Source organism: Bacillus weihaiensis (assembly GCF_001889165.1).
GTDB lineage: Bacteria > Bacillota > Bacilli > Bacillales > Bacillaceae > Metabacillus > Metabacillus weihaiensis.
Map to the genome: position 1 here is coordinate 3,592,572 of NZ_CP016020.1, position 14,544 is coordinate 3,607,115.

The following is a 14,544-nucleotide window of genomic DNA, read 5'->3' on the forward strand; positions in this document are numbered from 1 at the left end:
TGACTCCCCCTTTTAAAAATCGAATCGAGATGTGATCATTTTCTTACGTGTATAAAAATTAACACCATCTTTTCCATTAACATGAAGATCACCGTAAAATGAATTCTTCCAACCGGAGAAAGGAAAGAAAGCCATTGTTGCAGGAACACCCACATTTACTCCAAGCATCCCAGCATCCGCTTCTTCTCGAAATTGTCGGATTGCTTTTGCATCCTTAGTATAGATCGTCGCTCCATTCCCGTAGGGTGATTTCTGAATGAACGCTAAAGCTTCGTCCAAATTAGCTGCTCGAAGTAAACTTAGTACTGGACCAAAAATCTCTTCCTTAGCAATTGTCATATCAGGTGACACATGATCAAAAATAGTCGCTCCGATAAAATTTCCGTCTGATTTGTCTAAAATATCCTTTCTACCATCACGAATGAGGCTAGCTCCTTCATCTATCCCTTTTTCAATATAGGAAATAATTTTTTCTCGTTGTTCCTTGCGAATAACAGGTGTTAACATGGTTTCCTCATCCATGCCATCTCCAAGGACGAGCTCATCTGTTTTTTGCTGTAATGCCGAAACAAATTCTTCTCCATTACCTACTATGATAACGGCACTACAAGCCATACATCTTTGTCCCGCACTTCCAAAAGCAGAGCCAATGACATGCTGTACGACTTTATCAACATTTGCATCAGGCATGACAATATGATGATTCTTGGCACCAGACAAGGCTTGAACTCGCTTCCCATTTCTCGTAGCTTGTTCGTATACATACTTTGCCACCGGCTGAGACCCTACGAATGAAATAGCCGAAAGATCTGGATGCTGTAAAAAAGTATTAACCACATCATGTGCGCCATGTACGACATTTAATACTCCTTTAGGGGCACCTGCTTCTGTAAACAATTCTGCTAGTTTATTGGCTAATAACGGTGTTCTTTCTGACGGCTTTAACACAAACGTATTGCCACAAGCTATCGCAAGAGGGAACATCCAAAGCGGCACCATCATTGGAAAGTTAAAAGGGGCAATCCCTCCAACAACTCCTAATGGATATCGAAACATTTCCGAATCAATCTCTTCTGCAATCCCAGACAACGATTCACCCATTAATAAAGTTGGAGCACCAGCGGCAAATTCAACACATTCAATGCCACGCTGAACCTCCCCATAAGCCTCCTTAAAGGACTTCCCATTTTCTAAAACAAGTAATTGAGCTAATGTATCGTGATGATCTGTAAGTAATTGATGGTATTTATAAAAAATCCGAGCTCTTTTAGGAACAGGAACGTTCTTCCACGTCTTAAAGGCTTCTTTTGCTGAATGAACAGACTGGCTAACATCCTCCATAGTTGATAGGGGAACAGACGCCAGAATTTCTCCGGTTGCTGGATTTTGTACATCGACTATTTCTAAACTTGATGAAGGAACCCATTCACCATTAATATAATTTTTTATCACTGTTTCCGTACGTACAGTTGCCATTTGAAATCCTCCCTTTTTACTAAAGCCATTCCGTTGCTATAAAACTATTATCAAATAGTGAGGGATTCTAAGCATTAGACAAAATGTAAAGTACCGATTATGAAAAAATGAACAGTTTGAATGAAGCATATTTCTATCAAGATATCCAGTAAAAGCAAGAGATATTTTCTAAATATTCTGACTTATATAACAAGACTGGTTCTTTACATTCATTTCCTTGTTATGCCTCTTTAAATAGGTATAGGCAGCTAACATAAACTCTAATTCTAATCGCTTTTTTGGATGCATAAAGTCTCCACCCAAAATTTTCTCGAGCTTTTCAATCCGATGATATAAAGTTTGCCTTACGATAAACAGTTTTTTTGATGTTTCCTGCTTGGACCCATTGCATTCTAAATAAATCCTTAATGTCGTTAATAATTCTCCATTAAAGCTTTTATCATATTCAATAACAGGCTCTAAATATCCATAAACCGTTTCTTCAAGGTTGCCCTGTTCCTTCAAAATGTTCAACATGCGAAACATATGCAAATCTTCATAAAAATAGCTAGTATACTCCTCATCGACAAACTTCTGAAGCTCTATAGTTTGTAAAGCTGATTGATAGCTTTTGTTCATTTTCATGAGATCCTGCACATATTGACCTGCACCAATCGATAGTTCAGTATAACTTTTTCTATGTTGTGAATCATATTGATGAATACCACTTATTGCTTTTGTCATCCTTTCTTTCCAACTCTCATTCTTTCGTTTATCTAGCGCTAAAATGATGAGATGATCCTCTGATTCAGTAAAGAAAAGATGAAAGCCAAATTGCTCAAAAACGGTTCTTGTCATTAACTTAAAATAGGTGTATTCCTTATTAGGTGATCTTGCCTGTAATTCTTTCACCTTACAAACCCACACAATCCCCCCGGAAAAATCAGACGAATCATGAAGAGATGAGAGCTGATGATAAAGAAGATCTCTCTTTATCTCACCATTTATCCAGGAGTGTAACCACTCGTCATGTCGATCCAGTCTTTTTTCCTTTACATATAAATCTCGTAACCAAAATTGACCTAATATATTTGCCGTCCTGTCTAATATAAGCGCATCAAATTCATTTAGCTCTCTATTTCTAGACAGTATCATGAGCTCTGCATAAGCATCACCGAGAATTTGTACAGTTTTCGTCATTTTAGACAGGTTTTCATCATGTTTTACCTCATCATGTAGTATACGATTTCTTTGATTTGCACTCATATTCGGAGTACATTCGACCCTCCCACTAGTAAAGATGGTCATGACATTTACATCTAAATAACTTTGCAAAAGAGACAGAAATTGATCATGATGATTTACTTCTAACATCATGTTGTTTAGCTTAAGAGAAAATTGTTCTAATTCCTTGAGGAGTTGATATTGTTTATTGATGATAAGAGAATGGATATCGTGAGTAATTTCAACAAATAACACTTCTTGATGAAAAACTATGATAGGAAATTGATGTGTATTGGCTAGTGTTAGCACTTCTTGAGGGATGGTTTTGATGTATGTATTCATTTCAATACATAATCCTGTTGCATGGCAATCAATTAATTGTTGAACAAAGTGTAAAAGATTCCTAGGATCATCCTTCCATCCGAGTCCTGTTGACAGGATTAGCTCATTTCCCTTTAATAAATGAGTAGCCTCTATAGACTCCACAACATGAACCCATTTCACATAACGATTTACACCACAAGCTCCAGCGACAATCTCAGTATGCTCAAAATGTTTTCTTGATAAGATTTCCTCAACAGTAAGGTATGATTTCACTTTTCAATCACCTCATCCACCATAATTACATAGTATAAGGTGAGATAAAGTGACCGTCCATCACCTTGTTACATTTATTTACAAGGTTAACGAGCCTTACGATATGAACCTATTAAGCATAGCCCTAGGCTTGGCACATTTCATATCACACATATTCCTGTTTTCAAGGCAAAGAAAAAAGCAGGACATCTATCATCCTACCTACTATGGTTATACAATGGCTCTCATTAGTAATTGAGTGGCAAAGTATTTTCTAGACTCAGCCATTTTAATAGGTAATTCTCTTACTTCATTTTCTCCTTTTGCACTTGGATTCTCTCTCTTAAATTGAACCAATGCTCCATTTAAATTCTCTATCACATGAGCTATATGAAATCCTTGATCAAACAAATTATCTATCTTTTCTTTTTCAAGTAGATATTCCATATATTCTGACATGTTCTTCCCTTCTCTCCTACATCTTTTCCGCTGCCGGTTCAGCCCCAATGACCAGATCGACTTCTACCTCTTCTTCAACCTTAATTTCCCAATTCCGCCCAACTGAGATTCCTAAATACTTGTCATCATTAGGATCCAGTAATTCAGCTTGTTTATACTTCTTAAACCACCAATACTTTCCTAAAAAATAATAACTAATGGCTCCTACTGCGAATCCAATTAGAAAGGAGTAGGTAGAAAAAATAACAGCAGCTACTCCACCTAAAGCCCAGGAAATCATCCCTGCCAGGTTAATGCCACTCATATATCTGTACTGTCCTTTGCTTTCATATAAATCAGGGACATTTACCCTACGTTTACGTATTAAATAATAATCGGCAATTAAGATTCCAACAATCGCCGAAAGGATTCCCCCAATAATTAAGAGCATTTCGATGATAATCCCAAATAAGCTCCATGGCTGAACCACAATGCCCACTATTCCAGCAGCTATTACTCCTGCCCAAAACGGTATTTTCGGGCCACCAACATTTGAAAAGATCGTCGCTGCCGGTATAAGGTTAGCAGATATGTTCGTTGACCATTGTGCAAACACAATCATCAAAAGTAAAATTCCTAGAATAAGACCACTAGCAGATGCTTGAAGAGCTACGACCGGATCGTAATTTGCAACAGCTATATAAGACACTGCACCAATCACAACCATGAAGGTTTGGACAATTGGGTACGCAATTAAATTACCTGCGATTTGAACTTTGTTCCGCTTAAACCAATTTTTTTCATTCATTGGAGCTTTTACAAACCTTGACAATGAAGGCATATCTGCCGTTAACGTTCCCCAAAAGCCCATATTAGACATGATAACAACAACAAATGCAGTTACTGCCGCGCCACCTGTTACAGGACTTTCAATCCAACTCCATACCTCTCGACCTTGTTGTAGTGCTTGATCTGAGAGTGTGAAGTACATCCATACAGAGATTAAGATAATTATAGGAGCAGCCAAATCTGCAAATCTCTCAACTGCTTTTATTCCAAGAGCTGTATTGACTAACTGGAGGGTCGCAAATAGAAGGAAACATACAAACCAATTATCAAAGCCTACAGCTGTAGCCAATATGGCATTCATGGCTGTTGAACCAAAATAAGTATTTACTCCGAACCAGCATGATGCCACGAATCCACGAACGATTGAGGGGATATGAGTACCAACTGTCCCAAAGGGCGCTCTCATATAGACAGGAAACGAAAGCCCATGTTCAACACCAATGTCACCCGTCATTGTCATTAATATTCCTAGAGCTAAGGAACCAATAATGGTCGCAGCTGCAACCCAGCCTAATGATAAACTCTGAACTCCAGCTCCACCTATTGCAAAAGCGGCCAATACAACAGCCATCCCAACCCAAATAAATGAAAAACCAACTGCACTAATCTTCTTTTCATCATGTGATATAGGTAACAAATCAGGAGATTTCAAGTAATGTTTAGCCAACTAATTCCCCCCTAGTTTTAGGTATTTCTACATATTAGCACGAACTTAGTTCATTCCTTTACAGCTAATTACACCTACAGCTCAACTCCACCCATTTAATTTATCGCAGATTGTTAAATCGCTAGAAAAAACTAAATGATAGATTACATTCCCTAGTTCAAGGTCTTTCCCTCTCTAAAGATAGTGCAGCTCTTTCAACAACGTTTAAGAAAAAGAGATTAATTTATAAAGGTACCTTCACTTCTGACTCCACATCAACCATTTCACCATATTTCGCACGCTTCAAGAATTTACCGTTTCCAGCTTTCCCGACGAATACTTTGTTTTTCACCACGAAATCTCCCCTTGAAAGAACTGAGATTGGCTCACCTGTTACTTCCATCCCTTCAAAGGCACTATAATCAACGGCTAAATGATGCGTTTTAGCTGAAATGGTTCGTTTGACACTCGGATCAAAGATGACGAGATCTGCATCCGCTCCAACAGCAATTGTTCCCTTCTTAGGGAATAAGCCAAACAACTTAGCCGCCCTAGTCGAAGTAATGTCAACAAATTGATTAAGAGAGATACGCCCCTTTTCCACACCTTCTGAAAAAAGAATACTCATACGATCTTCTATGATAGGGCCTCCATTAGGAATTTTTGTAAAATCATTTATTCCCAACGATTTTTGCCCATCAAAATCAAATGAGCATTGATCCGATCCAATAGTTTGAAGTTCACCATTTTTTAAAGCTCTCCACAACGTCTCTTGATGATGCTTATCGCGCAAAGGAGGTGACCATACATACTTTGCGCCTTCAAAATGAGGCTTTTCTAAATACGTTTTATCTAATACTAAATATTGTGGGCAAGTCTCTCCCCATACATCAACTCCTTTACTTCGTGCTTCTGCAATCTTTTCAACCGCATCCTGACAAGAAACGTGGACAACATAAAGCTGTGAATGTGTGAGTTCTGTTAGCTTTGCTGCTCTGCCTGTTGCTTCACCTTCAATTTCAGGTGGCCTAGTAAGAGCATGATAGATCGGTTCTGTTTTCCCTTCCCTTAATGCTTTTTTCGTCAAGTAATCAATCACATCTCCATTTTCCGCATGAACCATCACAAGTGCCCCTAGCTCTTTTGCTGCTTCTAGCGTCCTGAACAATGTACCGTCATCTGCTTGAAAGACATTTTTATAAGCCATAAATACCTTAAAGGAGGTAATGCCTTCTTGATTAATAATGTGTGGAAGCTCCTCTAGAACCTCTTCATTAATCTCACCTATCATTAAATGAAAGCTATAATCAATAACCGCTTTATCCTTCGATTTATCATGCCACGTTTTTATCGAATTTTTCAAAGGCTCCTCTTTATTCGTTAAACAAAAATCAATGACAGTCGTAGTTCCTCCAAAAGCAGCTCCCATTGTACCTGTCTCAAAATCATCCTTTGTCACAGTTCCTCCAAACGGCATATCAAGATGAGTATGTGGATCAATTCCTCCCGGGAAAATGTAAGCACCTTTCGCATCAATAACTTCATCCACATCTCTATTTAGCTGTTTTCCTATACAAGTAATTTTGTCGTCTACTATCAAAATGTCTGCTTCATACGTTTCTGTTGCCGTAACAATTGTTCCATTAATGATGACCTTCTTCATAAAGAACACCTCAATTTTATTTTACTAAGTTAACATCACAGCTTTGAATTGTAGATAAGGCTGTTTGTCTTTCATTCCACGTCATTGGCGGTAAGTCTGTTTTCACTTCAACCATATCAATCGCTCCATCAACCGGACAGACAATGGAGCATAAATTACACCCTACACAATCTTCCTCTCTCACTTTCAAAACTGATTTCCCGATTGGATCTTTTAGTAGATCAATACATTGATGGGAAGTATCTTCACAGGCAATATGACATTTATTACAATTAATACATGTATCATTGTTAATCCTAGCAACCACTTTATAATTTAAGTCTAAATTCCCCCAGTCAGAATATTTCTGTACGGACTTCCCTACAAGTTCCATCACGGAGTCTATTCCTTTTTCATCAAGATAGTTTGACAGTCCATCTTTCATATCTTCAACAATTCTAAAGCCATGATGCATAGCTGCCGTACATACTTGCACACCCGTAGCCCCCATTAATAGGAATTCAACCGTGTCTTGCCAATTTGAAATCCCCCCAATTCCTGAAATCGGTACATTAATTAACGGATTTCTCGCACACTCTGCCACCATATTCAGGGCAATCGGCTTTACAGCAGGACCACAATATCCTCCATGTGCTCCTTTTCCACCAACATGCGGAATTGTATTCCATGTATTGATGTCTACCCCCGCTAAGCTATTTATTGTATTGATCATACTAATCGCATCAGCACCGCCCTTAACAGCAGCTTCTGCAGTTACCGTAATATCCGTAATATTAGGAGTGAGTTTGACAATAACAGGGGTTTGTGCCACCTCCTTCGCCCAGTAAGTTTGTTTTTCTACTAATTCAGGAACCTGCCCTGACGCAGCTCCCATACCTCGCTCTGCCATTCCATGTGGACAGCCAAAGTTAAGCTCTAACCCATCAACACCTACAGCCTCCACTTTTTTGACAATTTCATGCCACTTCTCCTGCTTTGGTTCTACCATTAACGAGGCGATGATTGTATGCTCTGGAAATCTCTTCTTTGTTTCATAAATCTCCTTCAAATTAACATCAAGTGGTCGATCGGTGATCAGTTCTATATTGTTAAAGCCAGCGACTCTTTGTCCATTAAAGCTAACAGCGGCAAACCGAGAAGAAGTATTAATAATTGGCTCACCTAGTGTTTTCCAGACAGCCCCACCCCAGCCTGCCTCAAACGCGCGCTGCACTTGATAGCCGGAATTCGTTGGAGGTGCAGAGGCTAGCCAAAATGGATTTGGTGATTTGATACCTGCAAGTTCAATTTGTAAGTCAGCCATAAACGGACCCCCTCGTACTTTTTGTGACGATATCCTTCGTTGAGTTAAGCAATTCCCATTGATTGTTTCCCTAGCTTTTCATGAAGCTCATAAGCTGTTAATTTCCCTTGCTGAGCAGCAGATACAACCATTGCTTCACCTTGATCCTTTCCAAAAATCACATCCCCACAGGCAAAGACCATAGGGTTAGACGTTTGATTAGAGCCTTCAGATAAATGAACGACCCCATTATGATGTTTCACCTGAAATTGTTCTAACATCTCACTATGTCTCGACTGTCCAATTGCACGAATAATGGCATCAACCTTCATCACAAACTCGGACCCTTCAATTGGTACAGGCTTTCTCCTTCCATCAACACTTTCCGTCGAAAGCTCCATCCTTATACATTGAAGTCCTGTGACTTTGCCTGTATCATCCGTAATGACTTTTTGCGGAGAAGTTAACCATCTAAATTCCACACCATCTTGCTTAGCGAATTCGTATTCAAAATCATAAGCTGTCATTTCATCCACTGTTCTTCGATAGATGATTTTGACATGTTCTGCACCTAATCGCACTGAACATGTTGCTGCATCAATCGCCGTATTACCGGCTCCAATGACCGCCACTTTCTTGCCTATAAACTCCATCGGGAGATCCTTCGTTTTCGTTTCTTTCACAAAATCAATTGCATCGTACACTCCTACTGCCTCTTCCCCTTCTATTCCAATTCGCGGAACACTTGCCATACCAATCGCTAAAATAACAGAGTCATAGCTTGTTAGAAGCTCCTCAACGGAAATATCCACTCCTACACGAGTATTCGTTCTAATTTCCACATGGAGCTTTTCCACTTGGTTAATCTCCCAAAATGCGATTGATTGCGGAAGTCGAAAAGAAACAATTCCATACGTATTTAAGCCACCAGCTTTTTCTTCCGCTTCAAATATTGTCACTTGATAGCCTAACAAAGCGAGTTCCCTAGCAGCAGAAAGTCCCGCTGGACCGCTACCAACTACTGCAACAGTCTTGCCATTCCTTTCGCCAGGTTGGAAGAGGACTTTTTCATTATGAATCGCCCAATCTGTAGCATACCTTTGTAAATTCCCAATCATAATTGGTTCTGTTGAATGATTTAACACACAAGCACCTTCACATAATTCCTCTGTCGGGCAAACACGTGCGCAGCTTGCTCCAACAGGGTTAGATGCCATAATAGTCTTTGCTGACCCCAGCAAATTCCCAGTAGAAATCTTCTTAATAAATGATGGAATATCAATTCCTGTCGGACAGGCTGTAATACAAGGCGCATCATAGCAATATAAGCATCTGTTCGCCTCTTCATAAGCCTCTCTTTTTGATAACCCTTCCTCCACTTCATCAAAATTACTAGCTAGGTCTACTAATGAAATAGAAGTTTTCTTCACCTTCTAACCCCCTGTCAAAAAACTCTAAAAAGAAACATGTGTAAGCCGATTTCTTACGACCAATTCTTAAAGTGAAAAATCAAACGTCCCCCCTACTAAATGGACATCATCCATGCTCTTGCCTATCATCCTGCTTTGTTTTCTATAAAATAAGTTTACTCTCTGTCTAGGAGCCTGACATTATACATAATGTTAAATACTAGTAGCAGTTTCTTTTGCACTTTGTAAGATATCGGACCATTTAGTGCCCTTTCTTATAAAAAATCGATGATTTCTTGTTAGATTTTATTCCAAATGATGGAGTGGAAGATGTTTTCAGTTATTTTTTCAATTAATTGGGTGAGGTACAAAGAGGATTCAGTACATGTCCTTATGTGTTTGTCTCTATTTCAACTCCCTCTCTAGATAATCACCAATATTTGCTATAAACTATAAGCATATAGATATATGACTGAGTGGTGAGATGGTTGTTTAACATTCTATTAATTGAAGATGATTTTTCCCTTTACACAGAAATAAAGGAACGACTGAATCAATGGTCGTATGAAATATACGGAATTAAGGATTTCAGTAAGGTGATGGAGGATTTTTCAGAGATCAAACCAGATTTAGTGATTATTGATATTCAACTGCCTAAGTTTGATGGATTCCATTGGTGCCGCATGATCCGTTCTCATTCAAATGTGCCCATTATCTTTTTATCATCTCGTGATCACCCTACAGACATGGTCATGTCCATGCAGCTTGGCGCCGACGACTTTATTCAGAAACCCTTTCATTTTGATGTCCTCATTGCTAAGATCCAGGCTATTTTGCGTAGAGTGTATAACTATAGTTCAAAGCAAATCCACATCAAGACCTGGTGTGGAGCAACAATTGATTATGAACGGAACTTGGTCAAAAATAACGATGGAACAATTGAGCTCACAAAAAATGAAATGTTCATTTTAAAGCTATTGATTGATCATAAAAACAAGGTTGTCACTAGAGATAAACTGATAAATAGTCTCTGGGATGATAAACGGTTTATCAGTGACAACACATTAACGGTTAATGTGAACAGGCTAAGGAAGCGACTTGAGGAAATTAAGCTTGGGCGATTTATCGAAACAAAAGTAGGACAGGGCTACATGGCGTTAGAAGAGGACATACTATGATTAAGCTTTTTCTAAAAGAACGATTAAGCTGGATCGTCTTCTTCATAACGATTCACCTATTGTTTCTATTTATTTCGTACCTTGATTCAGCTTTGCATTTCAAGAGTGTTCTCTATATGATCTTTTTATCATCGTCGGCCTTTTTCGTGTTTCTACTTGTTCGTTCTCAAAAAGAGACGGCCTTTTACAAAGAGCTTTCGGCTAGAGAAGAAAATTTGGATGTGACGAGTATTCCAGCTCCAGACAGTCCTTTTGAAAAGTTGGTAGAGAAAACCCTGCTGGATCAGACAGAAGGGTTGAAGCAAGACGCACTGAACCATTCGATCGCTCTTGAGCAAGAAAAGGATGACCTCATGTCTTGGATTCATGAAGTAAAAACTCCATTGACTGCCATGCATCTAATGATCGATCGACTTGAGGATGGACAATTAAAAACAAATCTAACGTATGAGTGGCTACGCATCCACCTATTACTCGATCAACAGCTACATCAAAAACGCATCCCTTCTATTGAAAATGATCTTTATATGGAGAAGGTTGATCTTGAAGTCGTTCTCTTTAACGAGTTAAAAACATTACAATCATGGTGCATCCAAAAAGGCATAGGCTTTGATCTTGAGCTCGAGCAACAGGAAGTAATAACTGATGCTAAGTGGTTTGCATTTATACTTAGGCAAATTTTAACGAATGCTGTAAAATACAGCCAAGCATCAGAGATTCACATACGAAGCTTTCTCGCAAACGATACGATTAAGCTAGAGGTGAAGGATTTTGGTAAGGGAATCGATCCTAGAGATCTTCCGCGAATCTTTGATAGAGCCTTCACCTCAACAGCCAACCATCATGACCAGGCGGCTACTGGAATAGGGCTTTATTTGGCCAAAAAGGCAGCGACACCGCTGTTAATTGATATCCAAGCGTCCTCCACCCCAAATGTAGAAACGATTTTCACCCTTACCTTCCCAAAAAAGAATGAATTCGCTGCTGTCATAAGCATGTGACAACATTGTCACATGCTTCCTTTATTTGTTCGCTAAAACAAAGGAAAAAGCTGACCCCTCTTTTTATAATAAAAGAAAGAAGAAATAAAAAAGGAGGAACACATCTATGATTATTTTAGAAGCAGCCAAACTTCAAAAAAGCTATGGTAATAAGTTTAATAAACAAGACGTGTTAAAAGGAATCGATCTTTCTGTGGGAGAAGGTGAATTTGTCAGCATCATGGGAGCATCAGGTTCTGGTAAAACAACCCTATTAAATGTGCTTTCATCCATTGACAAAGTAAGTGGAGGCACCATTCGCATTGAGAACAAAGAGATGACAAGCATGAAGGAAAAGCAGCTTGCTGAGTTCCGGAAGCATCATCTCGGCTTTATTTTTCAAGAATATAATCTACTCGACACCTTAACTGTAAAAGAAAACATTCTGCTTCCTCTTTCGATTTCAAAGCTCCCTAAAAAGGAAGCCGATCAAAAATTTGCAGCAGTGGCGAACGACCTTGGCATCTTTGAATTGAAAGATAAATATCCAAATGAAATTTCAGGAGGTCAAAAACAACGAACCTCTGCAGCACGAGCCTTTATCCACGAGCCAAGCATCATCTTTGCAGATGAACCAACTGGTGCGCTTGACTCCAAATCCGCTGCCGACCTTCTAAATAAACTGTCAGAGCTAAATGCAAAACGAAAAGCAACCATCGTCATGGTTACACACGATCCTGCTGCAGCAAGCTACTGTAACCGGGTCATTTTTATTAAAGATGGACAGATCTATACACAGCTTACTAAAGGAGACCAAACGAGGCAGGAATTCTTTAACGATATTATGAAAACGCAGAGTGTTCTGGGTGGGGTGCAGAATGAGCGTTAATCAGCTAATCGTAAAAAACTTTAAAAAGAACTTAAAAAACTACTATCTATACATTTTCGCACTTTTATTTAGCGTCGCGCTCTATTTTTCATTCGTCACTCTTCAGTTCGACCCTTCAATGGATGATGTTGAGGGCTCTATAAAGGGCGGCGCCGCGATTAAAGCAGCTTCTGTCCTCTTGGTTGCGATTATCACCATTTTTTTACTGTATGCGAATACTATATTTATTAAACGCCGCAGTAAGGAAATTGGATTGTTTCAGCTATTTGGTATGACGAAGCAGAGAATATTTCGCCTGTTAACTGCTGAAAACTTTATGATTTATTTCGGCTCACTTATTCTTGGCATTTTTACCGGATTTGCCCTTTCAAAGCTTGTGATGATGATTTTATTCAAAATAACAGGCGTGGCAGATGTAGCAAAGCTGCACTTTTCAACTCAAGCTTTAACTCAGACTCTACTTGTCTTTACGGTGATCTATCTTTTTATTATGATCATGAACTACACCTTCATAAAGAAGCAGACCATTCTTTCGATGTTTAGAGTACAATCTTCTTCCGAAGAAAAAGGGAAAAAAATCACAAGGTTCGAGATCGTAATTGGTCTGTTAGGTATTGTGATGATTGTGACAGGGTACTTTGTCTCATCAAAATTATTCGATGGAGACTTTACATCGACTAACATTCTTTTTCTAGCGATGATTTTCATTTTAGGCTCTGTCATTCTTGGGACCTACTTTTTTTACAAAGGTTCCGTAAGCTTTCTCTTCCAGCTTATTCGTAAGAAAAAGGACGGATATTTAAAAGTAGGCGAGGTACTTTCCCTCTCATCCATTATGTTTCGCATGAAATCTAATGCCCTGCTTTTGACAATCATTACAACTGTCTCCGCCCTGGCAATCGGATTACTATCTTTATCTTATATTTCCTATTACTCAGCTGGAGCTACTGCCAAACAACAAGTTCCTTCAGACTTTGCCTTTACAGAAACTAACGATGCTGAAAGATTTACACAGGCGCTAACTGACGCAGGGATTGACTATAAGCAGGAAAACATTGACGTCATTATGGTAAACGTAGATATTAGGGAGATCCTCCAAACTACATTCGAAGGAGTGAGCTTTGATTCAAACTCCATGACTCTACCTGTTATCAGTGAAGAATCAGTCGGCAAAGAGCTTTCAAAGGAAGAAACGCTTTTTACAGGCTACAGTGACCTAATGCAAAAATTGATCCCTCTAGACAGTGAAGGAAAGATTACCCTTCATGGTAAGACAAAATCATTTCCTCAGACATATTTAGGAATGGAAAAAGAAACGTATGTGTCTTCCTATTATTCATATGGTATGCCGACAGCCATTGTAGATGATTCCGTCTTTAAACAGCTTTCAAAGGATAGAGAAGCAGAGATTCAGTCCTTATCATCGACGAATATAGCAATCGATCTACTAGATCCGAAGCAAAATCAAGAAGCTAACAACATTTTTCTTTCGATGAAACTTAACGAAAACGCACCAAACGATTCTCAGCTTCATACACTCAACCTACAAAAACGAGATATGGGTCTAGTCATGTTCATTGTCGGCTTCCTTGGCCTTTCATTCTTACTCACATCTGGATGCATCCTCTACTTCAAACAGATGGGAGAAAGTGAAGAAGAACAACCAACCTATACCATCTTACGCAAGCTTGGTTTCACACAGGGAGATCTACTAAGCGGACTCCGTGTAAAACAGCTCTTCAGCTTCGGTATCCCACTTGTCATTGGACTACTTCACAGCTATTTCGCAGTCCAATCCGGCTGGTTCCTGTTCGGAGCAGAGGTGTGGACTCCAATGATTATTGTCATGGCTTTATATACCATACTATACTCGCTCTTTGGTATACTGTCTGTCATGTATTCGAAGAAAGTGATTAAAGAAGCTTTATAACGAAAAACCTCCAGCACTAGTGGCT

Annotated in this window: 11 protein-coding genes; 4 read left to right on the plus strand and 7 right to left on the minus strand. The window is 39.1% G+C overall.

Features of this window, described 5'->3' with window-relative positions:
• Positions 1-12: 12 nt before the first annotated feature.
• The 7 genes from A9C19_RS17425 to A9C19_RS17455 form a co-directional block, all read right to left on the minus strand.
• Positions 13-1,476 (minus strand): CoA-acylating methylmalonate-semialdehyde dehydrogenase, encoded by a 1,464-nt coding sequence (locus A9C19_RS17425; protein WP_072581107.1) that lies wholly within the window; start codon positions 1,474-1,476, stop codon positions 13-15.
• 168 nt (positions 1,477-1,644) lie between these two features.
• A complete protein-coding gene (locus tag A9C19_RS17430) occupies positions 1,645-3,276 on the minus strand; it encodes a PucR family transcriptional regulator (protein WP_072581108.1) in 1,632 nt (543 codons plus the stop codon).
• 210 nt (positions 3,277-3,486) lie between these two features.
• Positions 3,487-3,714 carry a hypothetical protein gene (locus A9C19_RS17435; RefSeq protein ID WP_072581109.1) on the minus strand — a complete coding sequence of 76 codons (228 nt, stop codon included), beginning with the start codon at positions 3,712-3,714 and terminating at the stop codon, positions 3,487-3,489.
• A gap of 16 nt (positions 3,715-3,730) precedes the next feature.
• Entirely contained in the window at positions 3,731-5,209 is a 1,479-nt protein-coding gene (locus A9C19_RS17440; protein ID WP_072581110.1) for an NCS1 family transporter, read from the minus strand.
• Positions 5,210-5,432: 223 nt separating this feature from the next.
• Positions 5,433-6,851, minus strand: a complete 1,419-nt coding sequence (gene hydA / locus A9C19_RS17445) for a dihydropyrimidinase (RefSeq protein WP_072581111.1) — start codon at positions 6,849-6,851, stop codon at positions 5,433-5,435.
• Positions 6,852-6,867: 16 nt separating this feature from the next.
• Positions 6,868-8,154, minus strand: a complete 1,287-nt coding sequence (gene preA, locus A9C19_RS17450) for an NAD-dependent dihydropyrimidine dehydrogenase subunit PreA (RefSeq protein ID WP_072581112.1) — start codon at positions 8,152-8,154, stop codon at positions 6,868-6,870.
• A gap of 44 nt (positions 8,155-8,198) precedes the next feature.
• On the minus strand, positions 8,199-9,563 hold the full coding sequence (locus A9C19_RS17455; protein ID WP_072581113.1) for an NAD(P)-dependent oxidoreductase: 1,365 nt from the start codon (positions 9,561-9,563) through the stop codon (positions 8,199-8,201).
• A 467-nt stretch (positions 9,564-10,030) separates the two neighbouring features.
• Here A9C19_RS17455 and A9C19_RS17460 point away from each other — a divergent pair, with 467 nt between their 5' ends.
• The 4 genes from A9C19_RS17460 to A9C19_RS17475 all read left to right on the plus strand — a co-directional run bounded on the left by A9C19_RS17460 (position 10,031) and on the right by A9C19_RS17475 (position 14,519).
• Complete coding sequence (locus A9C19_RS17460; RefSeq protein ID WP_072581114.1) at positions 10,031-10,720, plus strand: response regulator transcription factor; 690 nt, start codon at positions 10,031-10,033, stop codon at positions 10,718-10,720.
• Positions 10,717-11,721, plus strand: coding sequence for a sensor histidine kinase (locus tag A9C19_RS17465; protein ID WP_072581115.1), 1,005 nt, complete (start codon positions 10,717-10,719; stop codon positions 11,719-11,721). The genes A9C19_RS17460 and A9C19_RS17465 overlap by 4 nt, the downstream gene beginning before the upstream one ends.
• Before the next feature lie 106 nt (positions 11,722-11,827).
• Positions 11,828-12,589, plus strand: coding sequence for an ABC transporter ATP-binding protein (locus tag A9C19_RS17470; RefSeq protein ID WP_072581116.1), 762 nt, complete (start codon positions 11,828-11,830; stop codon positions 12,587-12,589).
• Positions 12,579-14,519, plus strand: a complete 1,941-nt coding sequence (locus A9C19_RS17475) for an ABC transporter permease (RefSeq protein ID WP_072581117.1) — start codon at positions 12,579-12,581, stop codon at positions 14,517-14,519. Before A9C19_RS17470 ends, A9C19_RS17475 begins: the two co-directional genes overlap by 11 nt.
• The last annotated feature ends 25 nt before the right edge of the window (positions 14,520-14,544 follow it).